We start from the raw sequence: 19,222 nt of genomic DNA on the forward strand, positions 1-19,222 counted from the left end.
TGCCTGTTGCCGGCACCCCCCGGAAGTACCAGAGCCCTTCTCGGCGTTGCGGCGGGCTGACCCCATGCGTGCCGATCGCACTTTCGCGTACGGCGCCACCGCCGGTCTCCTCGGCGACCTCCTCCTCGGCGACCCCCGCCGCGGGCACCCGGTCGCCGCGTTCGGCCGTGCCGCGGCCGCCGTGGAGCGCGCGCTGTGGCGCGACCACCGGGGCTGGGGCGCGCTGCACACCGCCGTGTGCGCCGGAGGCGCCGCTAGCGCCGCGCTGCTCGCCACCCGTGCCGTACGACGCCGACCCGCCGCCTCCGTGGCGCTGAGCGCCGCCGCCACCTGGGCCGTCGTGGGCGGCACTTCACTGGGCCGGGAGGCCCGCGCGATCGGCGCGGCCCTGGAGGCCGGGAACGTCGAGGCGGCCCGCGCACGTCTGCCCCATCTGTGCGGACGCGACCCGCAGTCCCTGGACGCGCCCGGCATCGCGCGCGCGGTCGTCGAGTCCGTCGCCGAGAACACCTCGGACGCCGTCGTGGGCGCGCTGGTGTGGGGGGCGCTCGCGGGAGTGCCGGGTCTGGTCGCGTTCCGTGCGGTCAACACGCTGGACGCGATGGTCGGCCACCGCTCGCCGCGCCATCTGCGGTACGGATGGGCCTCGGCGCGCCTGGACGACGTGGCGGGCTGGCCGGGCGCCCGGCTCACCGCCGCGCTCGCGGTGGTCGCCGGAGGTAATCCGCGCGCCGCCACGCGCGCGTGGCGGACCGACGCTCGCAAACACCCCAGCCCCAACGCCGGCCCCGTCGAGGCGTCGTTCGCGGGCGCGCTGGGCGTACGGCTCGGCGGCACGCTCTCGTACGGCGGCCGCGTCGAGCACCGGCCCGTCCTGAACGGGGGCGGCCGGGCGGTGGAAGTCCCCGACATCGAGCGGGCGGTGCGGCTGTCGCGCCGGGTGGGCTGGCTGGCGCTGGGCGTGGCGATCGCGGTGAGGAAGGTACGAACATGAGCGGCGGACTGCTGGTCGCGGGCACCACCTCGGACGCCGGGAAGAGCGTCGTCACCGCCGGGATCTGCCGGTGGCTGGTGCGTCAGGGCGTGAAGGTCGCGCCGTTCAAGGGACAGAACATGTCCCTCAACTCGTTCGTCACGCGCGAGGGCGCCGAGATCGGGCGCGCGCAGGCGATGCAGGCGCAGGCGGCGCGCGTCGAGCCGTCCGCGCTGATGAACCCCGTGCTGCTCAAGCCGGGGAGCGATCGGTCGAGCCAGGTCGTACTCATGGGCAAGCCGGTCGGCGAACTGAGCGCCAGCGGCTACCACGGCGGGCGCCAGGAGGCGCTTCTCGGCACCGTCGTGGACTGCCTGGAGCGGCTGCGGGGCACATATGACGCCGTGATCTGCGAGGGGGCGGGCAGTCCGGCCGAGATCAACCTGCGGCGTACCGACATCGTCAACATGGGCGTCGCGCGCGCCGCGAAGCTGCCGGTGGTGGTGGTCGGCGACATCGACCGGGGCGGGGTGTTCGCCTCGTTCTTCGGGACGACGGCGCTGCTGAGCCCCGAGGACCAGGCACTGGTCGCCGGGTACATCGTCAACAAGTTCCGGGGCGACGTCTCGCTGCTCGAACCCGGCATCGACATGCTGCGCGGGCTCACCGGGCGCCACACGTACGGGATCCTGCCGTTCGCGCACGGGCTCGGCATCGACGAGGAGGACGGCATGGGGGTCCCCCCTGCTCGAGGAAGTTCGAGAGCTCGGGGGAGGGTGTCGTTGCGGGGCGCCGTGCGCGAGTCCGTGGTGGCGCCGCCGGTCGGCGAGGACGTGCTGCGGGTCGCGGTCTGCGCGGTGCCGCTGATGTCGAACTTCACCGACGTCGACGCCCTCGCCGCCGAACCGGGCGTGATCGTACGGTTCGTGGACCGGCCCGAGGAACTGGCCGACGCGGATCTGGTCGTCGTGCCGGGAACCCGGGGCACGGTCCGGGCGTTGGAATGGCTGAGGGAACGGGGGCTGGCGCGGGAGCTGGCGCGCAGGGCGGCCGAGGGGCGTCCGGTGCTGGGGATCTGCGGCGGGTTCCAGGTGCTCGGAGAGCACATCGAGGACGAGGTCGAGTCACGGGCGGGTTCCGTGGCGGGGCTCGGACTGCTGCCCGTACGGGTGCGGTTCGCGGCCGAGAAGACACTTGCACGGCCGACCGGCGAGGCGCTGGGCGAGCCCGTGGAGGGATACGAGATCCACCACGGCGTCGCCGAAGTGCTGGGCGGGGAAGCCTTTCTGGACGGATGCCGGGTCGGTGCGGTCTGGGGCACGCACTGGCACGGATCACTTGAGAGCGACGGATTCAGGCGACGGTTCCTGGAGCGGGTCGCGAGCGCCGCCGGACGGCGTTTCGTGCCCGCCCCGGACACGTCGTTCGGCGCGCTGCGCGAAGAGCAGCTGGACCGCCTCGGCGACCTCATCGAAGAACACGCGGACACGGACGCGCTCATGCGGCTCATCGAGCAGGGCGCGCCCGCCGGACTTCCCTTCATCGCACCTGGAGCACCCGCATGAGCACTGTGCTGTTGTTGTCGACCGCCGACACGGATCTGCTGGCGGCCCGGGCCTCCGGGGCGCCCTTCCGGATCGGCAACCCGACCCGTATCGACGTGGCCGAGGAGCTGCCCGCGCTCATCGAGGGCGCGTCGGTGGCCGTCGTGCGCCTGCTGGGCGGCAAGCGCGCCTGGGAGGACGGGCTGGCGGCCCTGAAGGCGTCCGGCGTCCCGACGGTGCTGCTCGGCGGCGAGTCGGTGCCGGACGCGGAGCTGATGGCCGAGTCGTCGGTCCCGGCCGGCGTGGTCGCCGAGGCACTGCGCTATCTGGTCGAGGGCGGACCGGGCAACCTCGTGGAGCTGTCCCGGTTCCTCTCCGACACCGTGCTCCTGACCGGCGTGGGCTTCGCCGAGCCGGAGAAGATGCCCGAGTGGGGCGTGCACGGCACGCGCGCGTACGTGGAGGGCCGCCCCACGGTGGGCGTGCTCTTCTACCGCGCCCACGAGCTCTCCGGCAACACCGCCTTCGTCGACGTGCTGTGCGACCGCATCGAAGCCCAGGGCGCCAACGCGCTCGCGGTGTACGTGGGTTCGCTGCGCGGCGCCGACCCGGCGCTCTACGAGACGCTGGGCCGGGCGGACGCGCTGATCGCCACCGTCCTCGCGGCGGGCGGCACCACCGCGTCGCAGGCCAGCGCGGGCGGCGACGAGGAGGCGTGGGACATCGGCGCCCTGGCCGACCTGAACGTGCCGGTGCTGCAAGGGCTCTGCCTCACCTCGTCCAAGGCGGCATGGGAGGCGTCGGACGCCGCCCTCTCCCCCATGGACGCGGCGATGCAGGTCGCCATCCCCGAGTTCGACGGCCGGCTGATCACCGTCCCCTTCTCCTTCAAGGAGCAGGGCCCGGACGACGTGCCGGTGTACGTGGCCGACCCCGAGCGGGCCTCCCGGGTCGCCGGAATCGCGGTGCGCCACGCCCGCCTGAAGCACAAGCCGAACGCGGAGAAGAAGCTCGCCCTGGTCTTCACCGCGTACCCGACCAAGCACTCCCGCGTCGGCAACGCGGTGGGCCTGGACACGCCCGCCTCCGCCGTGCGCGTCCTGGACGCGCTGCGCGACGCCGGTTACGTGGTGGAGGGCCACCCGGACAACGGCGACGAGCTGATCCACCGCCTGATCAACGCGGGCGGCCACGACGTGGAGTGGCTCACCGAGGAGCAGCTGGCGGCCGCCCCCGCGCGCGTGCCGCTCGCCGACTACCGCGCCTGGTTCGAGAAGCTGGAGCCGGAGCTGCGCGACGGCATGCTGGAGCACTGGGGCGAGCCCCCGGGCCAGTTGTACGTGGACGGCGACGAGATCGTGCTCGCCTCCCTCCAGTTCGGCAACGTCGTCGTGATGATCCAGCCGCCGCGCGGCTTCGGCGAGAACCCGATCGCGATCTACCACGACCCCGACATGCCGCCGTCGCACCACTACATGGCGGCGTACCGGTGGCTGGAGAACAGTTTCGGCGCCGACGCGATCGTCCACATGGGCAAGCACGGCACCATGGAGTGGCTGCCCGGCAAGGGCCTGGGCCTCTCCTCCGGCTGCGGCCCGGACGCGGTCCTGGGCGATCTGCCGCTGGTCTACCCGTTCATCGTCAACGACCCGGGCGAGGGCACGCAGGCCAAGCGGCGCGGCCACGCCACGGTCGTGGACCACCTGGTCCCGCCGATGGCCCGCGCCGACACCTACGGCGACCTGGCCAAACTGGAGCAACTCCTCGACGAGTACGCGCTGGTGAGCGACCTCGACCCGACGAAGGCCCCGGCGGTGCGCGCGCAGATCTGGACGCTGGTGAAGGCCGCCGAACTCCACCACGACCTGCACATCGACGAGCAGCCGGACGACGGCGACTTCGACGAGTTCGTCATGCACATCGACGGCTATCTCTGCGAGATCAAGGACGTCCAGATCCGCGACGGACTCCACATCCTCGGCGGCGGCCCCGAGGCCGAGCCCCGGGTCAACCTGGTGCTCGCGGTGCTGCGCGCCTCCCAGGTGTGGGGCGGCCAGGCCAACGCGCTGCCGGGCCTGCGCGCGTCGCTGGCCGAGCACTTCGGCCTGGTGGAGAAGGAGCTGCTCGCCGAGCCGGGCGCGCCGCTGAAGGTGCCGGTGGAGCTCACGGACCGGGTCGAGGGCCCGGCGCGGAGCGCGGCGGACGCCGTGGACCTGCTGGAGCAGCTGTGCCGCCGCCTGGCGGAGGGCATGGAGGAGCGCGACTGGGCGGCGGCCGCGTGCGGCCCCCTGGTGGCGGAGGTCCTGGGCACCGAACTCGCCCCGGCCGTGGCGGTCCTCGACTTCGCCTGCCGCGAAGTGGTGCCGCGCCTGGCCCGTACGACGGACGAGATCACCCACATCCTGCGGGCGCTGGACGGCGGTTACGTGCCGGCGGGCCCGTCGGGCTCCCCCACGCGGGGCCTGGTCAACGTCCTGCCGACCGGCCGGAACTTCTACTCGGTCGACCCCAAGGCCATCCCGTCCAGGCTGAGCTGGGAGGTCGGCCAGGCGCTGGCGGACTCGCTGGTGCAGCGCTACCTCGCGGACAACGGCGAGTACCCGAAGTCCGTGGGCCTCACCGTCTGGGGCACCTCCGCGATGCGCACCCAGGGTGACGACATCGCCGAGATCCTGGCGCTGCTCGGCTGCCGCCCGGTGTGGGACGACGCGTCCCGGCGCGTCACCGGCTTCGAGGTGGTCCCGATCGCGGAGCTGGGCCGTCCCCGCATCGATGTGACGGTCCGCATCTCGGGCTTCTTCCGGGACGCGTTCCCGCACGTGGTCGGCCTGCTCGACGACGCGGTGCGCACGGTTGCGGAGCTGGACGAGCCGGCCGAGTCCAACTACGTCCGGGCGCACGCCGACGAGGACACCGCCGAGCACGGCGACCGCCGCCGCGCCACGGCCCGTATCTTCGGCTCCAAGCCGGGGGCGTACGGGGCGGGCCTGCTCCCGCTGATCGACGCGCGCAACTGGCGCTCGGACGCGGACCTGGCCGAGGTGTACGCGGTGTGGGGCGGCTATGCGTACGGGCGCGGGCTGGACGGGCGCGCGGCGCGGGGCGACATGGAGACGGCGTTCCGGCGGATCGCGGTGGCGGCGAAGAACGTCGACACGAGGGAGCACGACCTGGTCGACGCGGACGACTACTTCCAGTACCACGGCGGCATGGTGGCGATGGTGCGGCACCTCACGGGCGAGTCCCCGGAGGCGTACGTGGGCGACTCGGCGACCCCGGACCAGATCAAGACCCGCACCCTGGGCGAGGAGACCCACCGCGTCTTCCGCGCGCGCGTGGTCAACCCGCGCTGGATGGCGGCGATGCGGCGCCATGGCTACAAGGGCGCTTTCGAGATGGCCGCGACCGTGGACTACCTGTTCGGGTACGACGCGACGGCGGGCGTGGTCGACGACTGGATGTACGAGAAGTTGTCGGCCGAGTACGTCTTCGACCCGGAGAACCAGGACTTCATGCGGAAGTCCAACCCGTGGGCGCTGCGCGGCATCACGGAACGGCTGCTCGAAGCGGCCGACCGGGGCCTGTGGGCCGAACCGGACGCGGAGACGCTGGAGCAGCTCCGCGCGACCTATCTGCAGCTTGAGGGCGACCTGGAGGGTGACGACGCATGAGCACGCCTTATCCGTTCACCGCGATCGTCGGTCAGGACGACTTGCGTCTCGCGCTGCTGCTGAACGCGGTGTCACCGGCGGTCGGCGGCGTCCTCGTCCGGGGCGAGAAGGGCACCGCCAAGTCGACCGCCGTGCGGGCGCTCTCGGCGCTGCTGCCCGAGGTCGACGTCATCACCGGGTGCCGGTTCTCCTGTGACCCGGCGGCGCCCGACCCGGCGTGCCCGGACGGGCCGCACGAGGCCGGGACCGGGGCGGCGCGGGCCGCTCGGATGGTGGAGCTGCCGGTCGGTGCCTCGGAGGACCGTCTCGTCGGTGCGCTCGACATCGAGCGGGCGCTCGCCGAGGGCGTGAAGGCCTTCGAGCCCGGCCTGCTGGCCCACGCCCACCGCGGGATCCTGTACGTGGACGAGGTCAACTTGCTCCATGACCATTTGGTCGACCTCCTCCTCGACGCCGCCGCCATGGGTGCCTCGTACGTCGAGCGCGAGGGCGTTTCCGTACGGCATGCCGCGCGGTTCCTGCTCGTCGGGACCATGAACCCCGAGGAGGGGGAGCTTCGGCCCCAGCTCCTCGACCGGTTCGGGCTGACCGTCGAGGTGAAGGCCTCGCGGGAGCCGGACCAGCGGGTCGAGGTGGTCCGCCGCAGGCTCGCCTACGACGACCAGCCCGCCGCGTTCGCCGCACGCTGGGCCGACGAGGAGAGCTCCGTACGGGCGCGGATCGTCGCGGCGCGCGCGCTGCTGCCCGAGGTGCGGCTCGGTGACGCCGCGCTCCGGCAGATCGCCGCGACCTGCGCCGCCTTCGAGGTCGACGGCATGCGGGCCGACATCGTGATGGCGCGCACCGCAACGGCGCTGGCCGCCTGGGCGGGGCGTACGGACGTGCTCGCCGAGGACGTACGGCAGGCGGCGCTGCTGGCCCTGCCGCACCGGCGCCGGCGCAACCCGTTCGACGCCCCCGGCCTCGACGAGGACAAGCTCGACGACACCCTGCAGGAGTGCGGGGACCAGGGCGAGGACGACGACCCGGATCCGGACGGACCGGGCGGCGGGGGCGGTCAGCCGCCGCAGGACGGTGGTCCGACGCCGGAGGCGGGCGCCGGGGACACTCCCGCGCGCCCCGAGGCGGGCGAGGGCGGCGAGCCGCAGCCGTCCGGCGCCGGAGAGCAGCAGGCCGTACGGGCGGGCGAGCCGTTCCGTACGAAGATGCTGAGCGTGCCGGGGCTGGGCGAGGGCGCGGCCGGGCGCCGCTCCCGGGCTCGTACGGCGCAGGGGCGCACCACCGGCGCCCGCCGTCCGCAGGGCGCGCTCACCAAGCTGCACTTGGCGGCGACGGTCCAGGCGGCCGCGCCGCACCAGCGGGCGCGCGGGCGTTCTGGGCGCGGTCTGGTCGTCCGGCGCGACGATCTGCGCCAGGCGACCAGGGAGGGCCGCGAGGGCAACCTGGTCCTCTTCGTCGTCGACGCCTCCGGCTCGATGGCGGCCCGGCAGCGGATGGGCGCGGTCAAGGGCGCGGTGCTCTCGCTGCTGCTCGACGCCTATCAGCGGCGGGACAAGGTCGGCCTGATCACCTTCCGGGGCAAGGACGCGGAGGTGGCGCTGCCGCCGACGTCGTCGGTGGATGCGGCGGCGGCCCGCCTGGAGACGCTGCCGACGGGCGGGCGCACCCCGCTCGCGGCCGGGCTGCTCAAGGCACACGACGTGCTGCGGGTGGAGCGGATGCGGGATCCGTCACGGCGGCCGCTGCTCGTGGTGGTGACGGACGGGCGGGCCACCGGTGGCGTGGACCCGGTGGCGCTGGCGGGCCGGTCGGCGCGGCTGCTCGCCGCCGAGGGGGTCGCGTCGGTGGTCGTGGACTGCGAGGCGGGCGTGGTGCGCCTCGGGCTCGCGGCGGAGCTGGCGCGTGAGCTGGGCGGCCCTGCGGTGACGCTCGACGAGCTGCGGGCCGACTCGATCGCCGGTCTGGTCAAGGACGTACAGGGGACGAACAGGAGGGCCGCCTGATGCCGCAGGGACAGCCAAGTGTGGTGCCGGAGGACGGCCTGACGACCCGTCAGAGACGTAACAGGCCGCTGGTCGTGGTGCACACGGGCATCGGCAAGGGCAAGTCGACGGCCGCGTTCGGGCTCGCGCTGCGGGCCTGGAACCAGGGCTGGCCGATCGGGGTGTTCCAGTTCGTCAAGTCGGCGAAGTGGAAGGTCGGCGAGGAGAACGCGCTGAAGGTGCTGGGCGCATCCGGCGAGGGCGGGAGCGTCGACTGGCACAAGATGGGCGAGGGCTGGTCCTGGGTCCAGCGCGACGCCCAGATGGACAACGAGGAGAAGGCCCGCGAGGGCTGGGAGCAGGTCAAGCGGGACCTGGAGGCCGAGACGTACAAGCTGTACGTGCTCGACGAGTTCGCGTACCCCATGCACTGGGGATGGGTGGACACCGACGAGGTCCTCGCGGTGCTGCGGGACCGTCCGGGCACCCAGCACGTGGTGATCACGGGGCGCAACGCACCCGAGAAGCTGGTGGACTTCGCGGATCTGGTGACCGACATGTCCAAGGTCAAGCACCCGATGGACGCCGGTCAGAAGGGGCAGCGGGGCATCGAGTGGTAGCACGTCTCGTCATCGCGGCCCCATCGTCGGGCAGCGGGAAGACCACGGTCGCGACGGGCCTGATGGCCGCGTTCGCCGCGACCGGTCTCTCCGTGTCCCCGCACAAGGTCGGCCCCGACTACATCGACCCCGGCTACCACGCCCTGGCCACAGGGCGCCCGGGGCGCAACCTCGACGCGTATCTGTGCGGCGAGGAGCTGATCGCTCCCCTGTTCGCGCATGGCGCGCGGGGGTGCGACGTCGCGGTGGTCGAGGGCGTGATGGGGCTGTACGACGGGGCGGCGGGGCGCGGTGAGCTCGCCTCCACCGCGCAGGTGGCGAAGCTGCTGCGGGCGCCGGTGGTGCTGGTTGTCGACGCGTCCTCGCAGTCGCGGTCGGTGGCGGCGCTGGTGCACGGGTTCGCGTCCTGGGATCCCGGGGTGCGGATCGGTGGGGTGATCCTCAACAAGGTCGCTTCGGACCGGCACGAGGTGCTGCTGCGGGAGGCGCTGGACGAGGCGGGGGTGCCGGTGCTGGGCGTACTGCGGCGGGCCGCGCCGGTGTCCACCCCGTCCCGCCATCTCGGCCTCGTCCCGGTCGCCGAGCGGCGGTCGGACGCGGTGGCCGCGGTGGCGGCGATGGCGGAGCAGGTGCGGCGGGGCTGTGACCTCGCCGCGCTGCTGGGGCTGGCTCGGTCGGCGCCGGGGCTGGGGTGCGAGCCGTGGTCCCCGGCGGGGGTGTTCCCCCACCCCGCCCCTTCCCTGAACCCTCCGGGGGTGGGGGTGGGTGAAGGTGGTCACCCGGGGGCTGCGCCCCCGGACCCCGCGCGGGGCCTGCGGCCCCCGCACCCCGCCTCGGGGCTCCGCCCCGGACCCCGCTCCTCGCACGCCGAAGGGGCTGGAGTTGCCTCAGGGGCGCGGGGAACTGCGCGACCAACCCCCACCGGACCGCAGACGGACGCAGGCTTCCGGCTGCCCGCCAGAGGGCTTTCGGGAAGGGGCGGGGTGGGGGAGAACACCCCCGGCCGCCACCCCGTCGTCGCCATCGCCGGCGGGCCCGCCTTCACGTTCTCGTATGCCGAGCACGCCGAACTGCTCACCGCCGCCGGGGCGGACGTCGTCGTCTTCGATCCGCTCCGGGACGAGCAACTTCCCCCCGGCACCGCGGGATTGGTGATCGGCGGCGGCTTCCCCGAGGTGTACGCGGCGGAGCTCAGCGCCAATGAGCCCCTGCGCAAGGCCGTCGGCGCGCTGGCACACTCCGGCGCGCCCGTCGCCGCCGAGTGCGCGGGCCTGCTCTATCTGGCGCGTTCGCTCGACGGACAGCCCATGTGCGGCGTCCTGGACGCCGACGCGCGGATGTCGGAACGGCTGACACTCGGGTACCGCGAAGCCGTGGCGGTGGGCGACAGTTGCCTGACCGAGGCCGGAACCCGGCTGCGCGGCCACGAGTTCCACCGGACCGTCCTCGACCCGGGGGCGGGGCCCGCGCCCGCGTGGGGTCTGGTGCACCCGGAGCGCCGGGTCGAAGGTTTCGTACAGCAGGGCGTGCACGCGAGCTATCTGCACACGCACTGGGCCGCCCGGCCCGCCATCGCCCGTCGGTTCGTTGAGAGGTGCACGCCATGAGCAAGCTGGTCGGAGTCGGAGTGGGGCCCGGCGACCCGGAGTTGGTGACCGTCAAGGGCGTCAAGGCGCTCCAGGCCGCCGACGCCGTCGTCGTGCCCGTCATGGACACCGGGGAGCGCGGCCGCGCCGAGGCGACCGTCCTCCACTACGTGGACGGCGCCAAGGTCGTCCGGGTCGTCTTCGCGCTCAACGAGCGCACCGACCGCGGCCGGCGCGAGGCGGCCTGGGACGCGGCGGGCGAGAAGGTCGCCGCGCTGCTGCGCGCGCACGAGCGCGTCGCCTTCGCGACCATCGGCGACCCCAATGTGTACTCGACGTTCACGTATCTCGCCCAGACCATCACCGAGCTGGTGCCGGGGACGGAGATCGTGACCGTGCCGGGGATCACCGCGATGCAGGACCTCGCGGCCCGCTCGGGCGCGGTGCTCACCGAGGGGACCGAGCCGCTCACCCTGGTCCCCGTCACCGCCGGGGCGACCGTGCTCAAGGACGCGCTTGAGGGGCCCGGCACGGTGGTGGCGTACAAGTTCGGGCGTCAGGCCGGGGAGGTCGCGGCGGCGCTGCGGGCCACCGGCCGGCTCGACGACGCGGTGTGGGGCTCGGCGCTGGGCCTCGACGAGGAGTTCATCCGCCCGGCCGCCGAACTCGACGGCGGCGCGCTGCCGTACCTGTCGACGCTCATCGCGCCCGCGCGGCGCGAGGGCGGGCGCGGCGGCAAGCTGTGACCCCGCCGACCGCTCCCCGCCCCGTCCCGTCCCCCGCGCCGGGCTCAGCCCGCGATCCCCACCACCAGCCAGATGAAGGCCACGCCCGCGACCGTGCACAGCAGGGTCGAGCGCGCCGGGTGGTCGTGGTGGGCCTCGGGCAGGATCTCGGCGGCGGCCAGATACAGCAGCACTCCGCCGAAGAAGCCCAGATAGCTTCCGAGCAGCTCGGCCGGAAGGGTGAAGAGCAGCGTCGAGGCGGCGCCGATCATCGGGGCCAGCGCGTCCGCGATGAGCATGGCGACGGCCTTGCGCTTCTCGTTCCCGTACAGGCTGGTGATCGTGTACGTGTTGAAGCCGTCGGCGAAGTCGTGGGTGATCACGGCGACCGCCACGGCCGCGCCCATGCCGCCGCCCACCTGGAAGGCCGCACCGATCGCGATGCCGTCCATCAGGCTGTGCCCGACCATCGCCGCGGCGGCCGTCAGGCCCACCTGCGGCGCCCTCTCGTCCGCCCCGTGGGCCGCCCGGCGCACCGCCAGCAGGCGTTCCACCAGGTGGGCGAGGAGGAAGCCACCGACGAACAGCAGCAGCGCGGCCGGTACGCCGAAGACGTCGTCGCCCGCCGCCTCCAGCGCCTCCGGCAGCAGGTCGAGCCCGACCACGCCGAGCATCAGCCCGCCCGCGAGACCCAGCACCAGATGGCGCCGGTCGGTGACGCGCTGGGCCGTCCAGCCGCCGACCAGTGTCATCAGGAAGGCGCCGAGCGCCACGATCACCACCATGCGCCCTTGCTAACCGACTGACCCACCCCCGCGCATTTCGCTTTACCGACTGTGTGACGTACGAGAGGACCCCTCCCATGGCCGATGCCCCCACCGGCAGGCTGACCGTCGTCGGCGCCGGCCCCGGCGCCGCCGATCTGCTGACGTTCCGCGCCGCCCGGGCGATCGCCGAGGCCGACGTGGTCATCTGGGCCGCGAGCCTGGTGCAGGCCGAGGTCCTGGACCACGCGCGCGAAGGCGCCGAGATCCTGGACTCGGCGGCGATGTCCCTGGAGGAGGTCGTGGGGGTGTACGAACGGGCCGCCCGGGAGGGGCTGAAGGTCGCCCGCATCCACTCCGGCGACCCGGCGCTGTGGGGCGGCACCCAGGAGCAGCTCGACCGGGTGGCCGGGCTCGGCCTGGAGGTCGAGGTCATCCCGGGCGTCTCGTCGTTCTCGGCGGTCGCGGCGATCGCCCAGCGCGAGCTGACCATCCCGGAGGTGGCCCAGTCCGTCATCCTCACCCGCCTCGGCGGCGGCAAGACGCCGATGCCGCCCGGCGAGGAGGTGCGCGAGTTCGCCCGGCACGGCACGACGATGGCGGTCTTCCTGTCCGCCGCCCGCTCGGGCCAGCTGGTGGAGGAGCTGCTCGAGGGCGGCTATCCGACCTCGACCCCGGTCGTCATCGCGTACCAGGCGACCTGGCCCGAGGAGCTGGTGCTGCGCTGCACGATCGCGACGCTGGAGGAGACGGTGAAGGAGCACAAGCTCTGGAAGCACACGCTCTTCCTGGTCGGCCCGGCCCTGTCGGCCTCCGGCACCCGCTCGCACCTCTACCACCCGGGTCACTTCCACGGTTTCCGCCGGGCGGACCCGGCGGCCCGGCGCGCGCTGAAGGCCGAGAAGGCGGAGCGCTCCCCGTCATGATCACCGTCATCGGTACGGGGACGGGGGCGCCGCTGGCTCCGGACGCCCTGGCGGCGCTGGCCGGGGCGACGCTGGTCACCGGCGCCGCCCGCCATCTCGCGGCGGCCGAAGTCCCGCCGCGGGCCAAGCAGGTGGTGCTCGGCCCGCTGGCGCCCGCCCTGGACGCCATCGCCGAGCACCGCGCGCGCGGCGGCAAGGCCGTGGTGCTGGCCTCCGGGGACCCGGGGTTCTTCGGGATCGTACGGGCGCTGGCCGAGCGGTTCGGGCCGCAGGAGCTGGACGTACGGCCGGGGACCGCCTCGGTGGCGGTCGCCTTCGCCCGGCTGGGGCTGCCCTGGGACGACGCGCTGGTGGTCAGCGCGCACGGGCGGGACCTGCGCACGGCCGCCAACGTGTGCCGGGCGCACCCCAAGACCGCGGTGCTGACCGGGCCCGGCGCCGGGCCCGCCGAGCTGGGCGCCGAGCTGGCCCGCCGGGCACCCGAGCGGCTCCTGGTGGTGGCGTCGGCGTTGGGCGACCCGGAGCGGGAGCGGCTGGTGCGGGTGAGCCCGGCCGAGGCCGCGGCCCAGGAGTGGGACGCGGTGAGCGTGATCATCTGCCTGGACGAGAAGAAGGCGCTCTCGCCGGTGCGTACGGTCGCGGGCAGCCGGGCCACGCCCGAGCGCTGGGCGCTGGAGGAGAGCGCGTTCGCCCACCGCGACTCGATGATCACCAAGGCCGAGGTGCGGGCCCTCGCGCTGGCCCGGATCGGGCCGCGCCTGGGCGATCTGGTCTGGGACATAGGGGCCGGGTCGGGCTCGGTGGCCGTGGAGTGCGCCCGGTTCGGGGCGGCGGCGGTCGCGGTCGAGAAGACCGCCGAGGGCTGCGAGCACGTCCGGGCCAACGCGGCGGCGCACGGCGTGGACGTGCGGGTGGTGCACGGCGCCGCTCCCACGGTCCTGTCCGATCTGTCGGATCCGGACGCGGTGTTCATCGGCGGGGGCGGCCGCGAGCTGCCCGCGATCGTGACCGCGTGCGCCCGGCGGGCCCGGCGCTCGGTCGTGGTGGCGCTGGCGGCGCTCGACCGCGTCCCGGCGGTGCGGGCGGCGCTGGCCGGGGCCGGTCTGGAGACCGACGGCGTGCTGCTGCAGTCCTCGCGGCTCGCGCCGCTGCCCGGGGACGTGACCCGGCTCGCCGCCACCAATCCCGTCTTCCTGCTGTGGGGCGACCGCCCCGCAAGCCACGTTCCAGAAGGAGCTGTTCAGTGATCGGCCTGATCTCCGCCACGGCGGCGGGCGCCACAGCCCGCGACCGGCTGGCCACGGCCTGGCCCGGCCGGGTCCGGGTGTACGAAGGACCCGTGCGGGAGGCCGTGGAGCGGGCCTTCGCGGAGTGCGACCAGCTGGTGTGCTTCCTCGCCACGGGCGCGACGGTCCGGCTGCTCGCCCCGCTCCTCGCAGACAAGGCGTCCGACCCGGGTGTGGTCTGCGTGGACGAGGGCGGGCGCTTCGCCGTCTCGCTGCTCGGGGGCCACGGGGGCGGCGCCAACGCGCTGGCCGCCGAGGTGGCCGACGCCCTCGGCTGTACGCCGGTGGTGACCACGGCGACGGACGCGGTGGGCGTGCCGGGCCTGGACACCCTCGGCCTGCCGGTGGAGGGCGCGGTGGCGGCGGTGTCCCGCGCGGTCCTGGACGGCTCGCCGGTGGCGCTGCGGGCGGACGGGGTGTGGCCGCTGCCGGCGCTGCCCCCGAACGTGAGCCCCGCCGCCGAGGGCCCCGCCGCCCTCCACCTCACCGACCGGCTCCTCGAACTGGGGCCCGAAGAGGCCGTGTTGCGGCCGAAGTCGCTGGTCGTCGGGGTCGGCGCGTCCAAGGGCGCGCCCGTCGACGAGGTGCTCGGGCTCGTCGAGGACGCGCTCCGGGACGCCGGTCTCAGCCTCCTCAGTGTGGCCGAACTGGCCACCGTGGACGCGAAGTCCGAGGAGCCGGGGATCGTCGGGGCGGCCTCCCGGCTCGGGGTGCCGCTCACCACGTACAGCGCGCAGGAGCTCTCCCGTATCGAGGTGCCGAACCCTTCCGACGCGCCCCTGGACGCCGTCGGGACGCCCTCCGTCGCGGAGGCCGCCGCGCTCGCGGGCGGCGGTGAACTCCTCGTGCCGAAGCGGAAGTCGAGCCCCCAGGGGCGGGCAGCGATGGCGACCTGCGCGGTGGTGCGGCGCGCCCCGCGCGGGCGGCTCGCGGTCGTCGGGCTCGGGCCCGGGGCCCGGGACCTGCTCACCCCGCGCGCCAAGGACGAGCTGCGCCGGGCCTCGGTGCTCGTCGGGCTCGACCAGTACGTGGACCAGATCCGCGATCTGCTGCGGCCCGGCACCACGGTGCTGGAGTCGGGGCTCGGCGCCGAGGAGGAGCGGGCCCGTACCGCTGTGGCCGAGGCGCGCAAGGGCCACGCGGTGGCGCTGATCGGGTCGGGCGACGCGGGGGTGTACGCGATGGCGTCGCCCGCGCTCGCCGAGGCCGCCGACGACATCGAGGTGGTCGGGGTCCCGGGCGTGACGGCCGCGCTGGCCGCCGCCGCGATCCTGGGCGCGCCGCTGGGGCACGACCACGTCTCCATCTCGCTCTCGGACCTGCACACGCCGTGGGAGGTCATCGAGCGCCGGGTGCGCGCGGCCGCCGAGGCGGACATCGTGGTGACCTTCTACAACCCGCGCAGCCGGGGCCGCGACTGGCAGCTGCCCAAGGCGCTCGGCATCCTCGCCGAACACCGCGCCCCGCACACCCCGGTCGGCGTGGTGCGCAACGCCTCGCGCCCCGACGAGAGCAGCCGGCTCACCACGCTCGGCGTGCTGGATCCGGCGACCGTGGACATGATGACGGTCGTGACCGTGGGCAACACGGCCACCCGTGAGATCGCCGGCCGCATGGTGACCCCGCGCGGCTACCGCTGGCAGACCGCGACCGCCGGGGAGGCCCAGTGAGCAGGCCCTGGGAGCGTACGGTCCACCCGATCGAGGTGGAGTCGTACCGGCGGATGCGCGCCCGCCTCGACACCACGCACTTCGCGCCGCTGACGCGGGCCGTGGTGGAGCGGGTCGTCCACTCCGCCGCCGACCTCGGCTACGCCACGGACCTGGTCTGCGACGAGGAGTCGCTGGTGAAGGCGCACGCGGCGCTGCACGCCGGGGCGCCCGTCGTCACCGACGTGGAGATGGTCGCGGCCGGGATCACCCGGTACGAGACCGTCTGCAAACTGCGGGACGCCGACTCCGGCCCCGGGCTCACGCGTTCGGCGCACGCCATCCGGCTCGCGTACGAGGAGGTGGGCCCCGGCGCGCTCTGGGTGATCGGCAACGCGCCCACCGCGCTCGAAGAGCTCCTCACCCTCGACGCCGCGCCCGCGCTGGTGATCGGCCTGCCGGTCGGCTTCGTCGGCGCGGTCGAGTCCAAGCAGGCACTGCGCGAGAGCGGTCTGCCCGCCGTCAGCAACGTTTCCGAGAAGGGCGGCTCGGCGGTGGCCTCCGCCGCGCTCAACGCCCTTCTGTACCACCCCCTCGCCAAGGAGAACCAGTGACCACCCCCCAGACCAAGCCCGCACTGCTCGTCGCCGGGCACGGCACCCGGGACGACGCCGGGGCCGAGGCGTTCCGCGCGTTCGTCGAGGAGCTCGGCCGCCGCAACCCCGAGCTGCCCGTCGCGGGCGGCTTCATCGAGCTGTCGCCGCCGCCGCTCGGCGAGGCCGTGACCTCGCTGGTGGAGCGGGGCGTCAAGCGGTTCGCCGCGGTGCCCCTGATGCTGGTGTCGGCCGGGCACGCCAAGGGCGACATCCCGGCCGCGCTCACCCGCGAGAAGGAGCGCCACCCCGGCATCTCGTACACGTACGGGCGCCCGCTCGGCCCGCACCCGTCGCTGCTCGCGGTCCTGGAGCGCCGGGTCGACGAGGTCATCGGCGACCTCGACCGCTCGGAGGTGACGGTCCTCCTGGTCGGCCGGGGCTCCACCGACCCGGACGCCAACTCCGAGGTGTACAAGGCGGCCCGGCTGTTCTGGGAGGGGCGCGGTTACGCGGGTGTGGAGACGGCGTTCGTCTCGCTCGCCGCGCCGGACGTGCCGGCGGGCCTGGACCGCTGCGAGAAGCTGGGCGCGCGGCGGATCGTGGTCCTGCCGTACTTCCTGTTCACCGGCATCCTGCCGGACCGGGTGCGGGAGCAGACCGAGCAGTGGGCGGCGGCGCACCCCGGCCTCGACGTCCGTTCGGCCGACGTCATCGGCGCGGCCGAGGAGCTGCACGCGCTGGTCATGGAGCGGTACGAGGAGGCGGTGAAGGGGGATCTGCGGATGAACTGCGACTCCTGTGTCTACCGGATCGCGCTGCCCGGTTTCGAGGACAAGGTGGGACTGCCCCAGCAGCCGCACTTCCACCCGGACGACGACGGCCACCATCATCACCACCATGGCAGCCATGCGCACGCACATCACTGAGCACGATCTGCGCCATCACGGGGACGCCGAGGTCCGTGACGGCGGCGACGGTCTGACCGACCTGGCGGTCAACGTACGGGCGGGCACTCCCCCGGAGTGGCTGCGGGAGCGGATCGCCGCGTCCCTGACCGGGCTCGCCGCCTACCCCGACGGGCGGGCGGCGCGGGCGGCGGTCGCCGCGCGGCACGGGCTGCCGGTGGAGCGGGTGCTGCTCACGGCGGGGGCGGCGGAGGCGTTCGTGCTGCTCGCGCGGGCACTCCCGGTCCGCCACCCCGTGGTGGTGCATCCGCAGTTCACCGAGCCGGAGGCGGCGCTGCGGGACGCGGGGCACGAGGTCCGCCGGGTGCTGCTGCGCCCGGAGGACGGGTTCCGGCTCGATCCGGCGATGGTTCCTCCCGAGGCGGACCTCGTCGTGGTGGGCAACCCCACCAACCCCACGTCGGTGCTGCACCCCGGCGGGGTGCTGGCCGCGCTCGCCCGGCCCGGGCGGACGCTGGTGGTGGACGAGGCGTTCATGGACGCGGTGCCGGGCGAGCGGGAGGCACTGGCGGGGCGTACGGACGTGCCGGGCCTGGTGGTCCTGCGCAGCCTCACCAAGACATGGGGCCTGGCGGGCCTGCGGATCGGCTACGTCCTGGCCGAGCCGTCGCTGGTGACCGCGCTGTCGCGGGCCCAGCCGCTGTGGCCCGTCTCCACGCCGGCCCTGGTGGCGGCGGAGGCGTGCGTGTCGCCACGGGCACTGGCGGAGGCGGAGGAGGCGGCCCAGCGCCTCGCCGCAGACCGGGCGCATCTGGTGGCGGGGCTCGGGGAGTTCGAGGAGGTACGGGTGGTGGGGGCGGCAGAGGGGCCGTTCGTGCTGGTACGGATGGACGCGGCGGTGGAGGTGCGGGCGCGGCTGCGGGGGCTGGGGTTTCTGGCGCGGCGGGGCGACACATTTCCGGGCCTCGGACCGGAATGGCTGCGGCTGGCGGTCCGCGACCGTTCGACGACGAACCGTTTCCTCCAGGCACTGGACCAGGCGCTGACGCTGGCGTCGGCCTGAGGGGGGCGGGCCCCGGCCCGCCCTTCCCTGTCAGCTTCTCGACAGCGCGCCCATAGTTCCGTAGCTCAACCTCGGCGTTCGCCACGTCGAGTAGGTGACGGTTCCAGTTGTTCGACGTGGGGCGGAGCCCACCAGCGGGCCCGAGAGAGGCCAGCCGTAGCACCTCGTCGAGGCGCTGCACGACTGACGCGTTCTCGGCCCGCTTCATCGCTACCGTGGTCGGCCCGAACGTCCGTAGGAAGTCACCGCCGGGCGCTTGCTCCCGTCCCAGCGCAACAGCGGCAGCGTGGGCCAGGCGGAGCGCGTCAGCGGCGTCCCCAGGCCGCTCGTCCCGCACGCTGGCAGCCGACACCCTCAGCAGCGCCCAGCCCCACGCGGACAGCTCATCCGGCGTCGCTCTGGACATCCGAGGTTCAAGGTCGTCGGCCCAGCGGACAGACATGGCATGGAGGGCATGCCGTTCGGAGGGGCGGGACCTAACACGCACCGCACCGGCACGGCGTGACAAAGCGAGGGGCCCGAGTTACTACCCAAAGGCGATATCAATGGGTAAATAGGTCGAGAATTAGTGACACTGAGTGCCGCCTTTAAGCCCAATGGTGAGCCCCGAGTGCACTCTCCGGCGCGATCTCGGGGATGGTGAAGACATGGGACCGGCCCCAAACGCCCCTGCCAGACACCAACCTGATGGAGGATCTGTTGATGCGGCCAAACCGCACGACACCGGCGCTGGACATCCGTATCGGTGGATTTCGCATGACACTTCAGCGCGTACCCGGTTGGCTAATCACGCTCGTAACCACAGCCGCAGGCACCGGGGCCGCCTGGTGGACGAGCCACTAGGGCCTGTCTGACAAAGGATCTCGGAGGGGTTCGCGGAGCCAGAGGATGAGTGCGGCGAGGTGGACTCCGGCCATGTAGCGGGCGGCGAG

Annotated in this window: 13 protein-coding genes and 1 pseudogene; 13 read left to right on the plus strand and 1 reads right to left on the minus strand. The window is 73.9% G+C overall.

What is annotated here, in order from left to right:
• Positions 1–64 precede the first annotated feature (64 nt).
• The 7 genes and pseudogenes from AB0G17_RS29880 (at position 65) to cobI (ending at position 11,122) form a co-directional block, all read left to right on the plus strand.
• Entirely contained in the window at positions 65–994 is a 930-nt protein-coding gene (locus AB0G17_RS29880) for a cobalamin biosynthesis protein (RefSeq protein ID WP_361389518.1), read from the plus strand.
• Positions 991–2,538 carry a cobyric acid synthase gene (locus AB0G17_RS29885; protein WP_361389520.1) on the plus strand — a complete coding sequence of 516 codons (1,548 nt, stop codon included), beginning with the start codon at positions 991–993 and terminating at the stop codon, positions 2,536–2,538. The genes AB0G17_RS29880 and AB0G17_RS29885 overlap by 4 nt, the downstream gene beginning before the upstream one ends.
• A complete protein-coding gene (cobN, locus tag AB0G17_RS29890; RefSeq protein WP_361389522.1) occupies positions 2,535–6,188 on the plus strand; it encodes a cobaltochelatase subunit CobN in 3,654 nt (1,217 codons plus the stop codon). Before AB0G17_RS29885 ends, cobN begins: the two co-directional genes overlap by 4 nt.
• A complete protein-coding gene (locus AB0G17_RS29895; protein WP_361389524.1) occupies positions 6,185–8,191 on the plus strand; it encodes a putative cobaltochelatase in 2,007 nt (668 codons plus the stop codon). Before cobN ends, AB0G17_RS29895 begins: the two co-directional genes overlap by 4 nt.
• Positions 8,191–8,790: a cob(I)yrinic acid a,c-diamide adenosyltransferase gene (cobO, locus tag AB0G17_RS29900; RefSeq protein ID WP_361389526.1), complete on the plus strand. Its 600-nt coding sequence runs from the start codon at positions 8,191–8,193 to the stop codon at positions 8,788–8,790. The genes AB0G17_RS29895 and cobO overlap by 1 nt, the downstream gene beginning before the upstream one ends.
• Before the next feature lie 2 nt (positions 8,791–8,792).
• Positions 8,793–10,397: pseudogene (locus AB0G17_RS29905) on the plus strand (cobyrinate a,c-diamide synthase); the annotation flags it as partial.
• Positions 10,394–11,122, plus strand: a complete 729-nt coding sequence (gene cobI / locus AB0G17_RS29910) for a precorrin-2 C(20)-methyltransferase (protein WP_361389527.1) — start codon at positions 10,394–10,396, stop codon at positions 11,120–11,122. The pseudogene AB0G17_RS29905 and the gene cobI, both read left to right, overlap by 4 nt.
• Before the next feature lie 44 nt (positions 11,123–11,166).
• On the opposite strand, the gene AB0G17_RS29915 is transcribed toward cobI, so the two are convergent.
• Complete coding sequence (locus AB0G17_RS29915) at positions 11,167–11,886, minus strand: ZIP family metal transporter (protein ID WP_361389529.1); 720 nt, start codon at positions 11,884–11,886, stop codon at positions 11,167–11,169.
• Between the two features lie 77 nt (positions 11,887–11,963).
• On the opposite strand from AB0G17_RS29915, the gene cobM reads away from it, so the two are divergent.
• The 6 genes from cobM to cobC are packed head-to-tail and all read left to right on the plus strand — an operon-like array spanning position 11,964 to position 18,290.
• A complete protein-coding gene (gene cobM / locus AB0G17_RS29920; protein ID WP_361389531.1) occupies positions 11,964–12,791 on the plus strand; it encodes a precorrin-4 C(11)-methyltransferase in 828 nt (275 codons plus the stop codon).
• Positions 12,788–14,038 carry a precorrin-6y C5,15-methyltransferase (decarboxylating) subunit CbiE gene (gene cbiE / locus AB0G17_RS29925; protein WP_361389533.1) on the plus strand — a complete coding sequence of 417 codons (1,251 nt, stop codon included), beginning with the start codon at positions 12,788–12,790 and terminating at the stop codon, positions 14,036–14,038. The genes cobM and cbiE overlap by 4 nt, the downstream gene beginning before the upstream one ends.
• Positions 14,035–15,747 carry a precorrin-3B C(17)-methyltransferase gene (gene cobJ, locus AB0G17_RS29930; RefSeq protein ID WP_361389535.1) on the plus strand — a complete coding sequence of 571 codons (1,713 nt, stop codon included), beginning with the start codon at positions 14,035–14,037 and terminating at the stop codon, positions 15,745–15,747. The genes cbiE and cobJ overlap by 4 nt, the downstream gene beginning before the upstream one ends.
• Entirely contained in the window at positions 15,744–16,340 is a 597-nt protein-coding gene (locus AB0G17_RS29935; protein WP_361389537.1) for a precorrin-8X methylmutase, read from the plus strand. The genes cobJ and AB0G17_RS29935 overlap by 4 nt, the downstream gene beginning before the upstream one ends.
• Positions 16,337–17,248 carry a sirohydrochlorin chelatase gene (locus AB0G17_RS29940; RefSeq protein WP_361389539.1) on the plus strand — a complete coding sequence of 304 codons (912 nt, stop codon included), beginning with the start codon at positions 16,337–16,339 and terminating at the stop codon, positions 17,246–17,248. The genes AB0G17_RS29935 and AB0G17_RS29940 overlap by 4 nt, the downstream gene beginning before the upstream one ends.
• The gene (gene cobC, locus AB0G17_RS29945; protein ID WP_361389541.1) at positions 17,220–18,290 is read left to right on the plus strand and encodes an Rv2231c family pyridoxal phosphate-dependent protein CobC; all 1,071 of its coding nucleotides are present in this window, start codon (positions 17,220–17,222) and stop codon (positions 18,288–18,290) included. Before AB0G17_RS29940 ends, cobC begins: the two co-directional genes overlap by 29 nt.
• The last annotated feature ends 932 nt before the right edge of the window (positions 18,291–19,222 follow it).

The organism is Streptomyces sp. NPDC023838, assembly GCF_040639555.1.
Classification (GTDB): domain Bacteria; phylum Actinomycetota; class Actinomycetes; order Streptomycetales; family Streptomycetaceae; genus Streptomyces.

What these genes read in the sequence shown, in the direction of transcription:
- AB0G17_RS29885 (WP_361389520.1), top strand. Translation starts at nt 991, where the DNA reads ATGAGCGGCGGACTGCTGGTCGCGGGCACCACCTCGGACGCCGGGAAG.
- AB0G17_RS29880 (WP_361389518.1), top strand. Translation starts at nt 65, where the DNA reads ATGCGTGCCGATCGCACTTTCGCGTACGGCGCCACCGCCGGTCTCCTC.
- cobM (WP_361389531.1), top strand. Translation starts at nt 11,964, where the DNA reads ATGGCCGATGCCCCCACCGGCAGGCTGACCGTCGTCGGCGCCGGCCCC.
- AB0G17_RS29895 (WP_361389524.1), top strand. Translation starts at nt 6,185, where the DNA reads ATGAGCACGCCTTATCCGTTCACCGCGATCGTCGGTCAGGACGACTTG.
- cbiE (WP_361389533.1), top strand. Translation starts at nt 12,788, where the DNA reads ATGATCACCGTCATCGGTACGGGGACGGGGGCGCCGCTGGCTCCGGAC.
- cobN (WP_361389522.1), top strand. Translation starts at nt 2,535, where the DNA reads ATGAGCACTGTGCTGTTGTTGTCGACCGCCGACACGGATCTGCTGGCG.
- AB0G17_RS29915 (WP_361389529.1), bottom strand. Translation starts at nt 11,886, where the DNA reads ATGGTGGTGATCGTGGCGCTCGGCGCCTTCCTGATGACACTGGTCGGC.
- cobO (WP_361389526.1), top strand. Translation starts at nt 8,191, where the DNA reads ATGCCGCAGGGACAGCCAAGTGTGGTGCCGGAGGACGGCCTGACGACC.
- cobI (WP_361389527.1), top strand. Translation starts at nt 10,394, where the DNA reads ATGAGCAAGCTGGTCGGAGTCGGAGTGGGGCCCGGCGACCCGGAGTTG.
- cobC (WP_361389541.1), top strand. Translation starts at nt 17,220, where the DNA reads ATGGCAGCCATGCGCACGCACATCACTGAGCACGATCTGCGCCATCAC.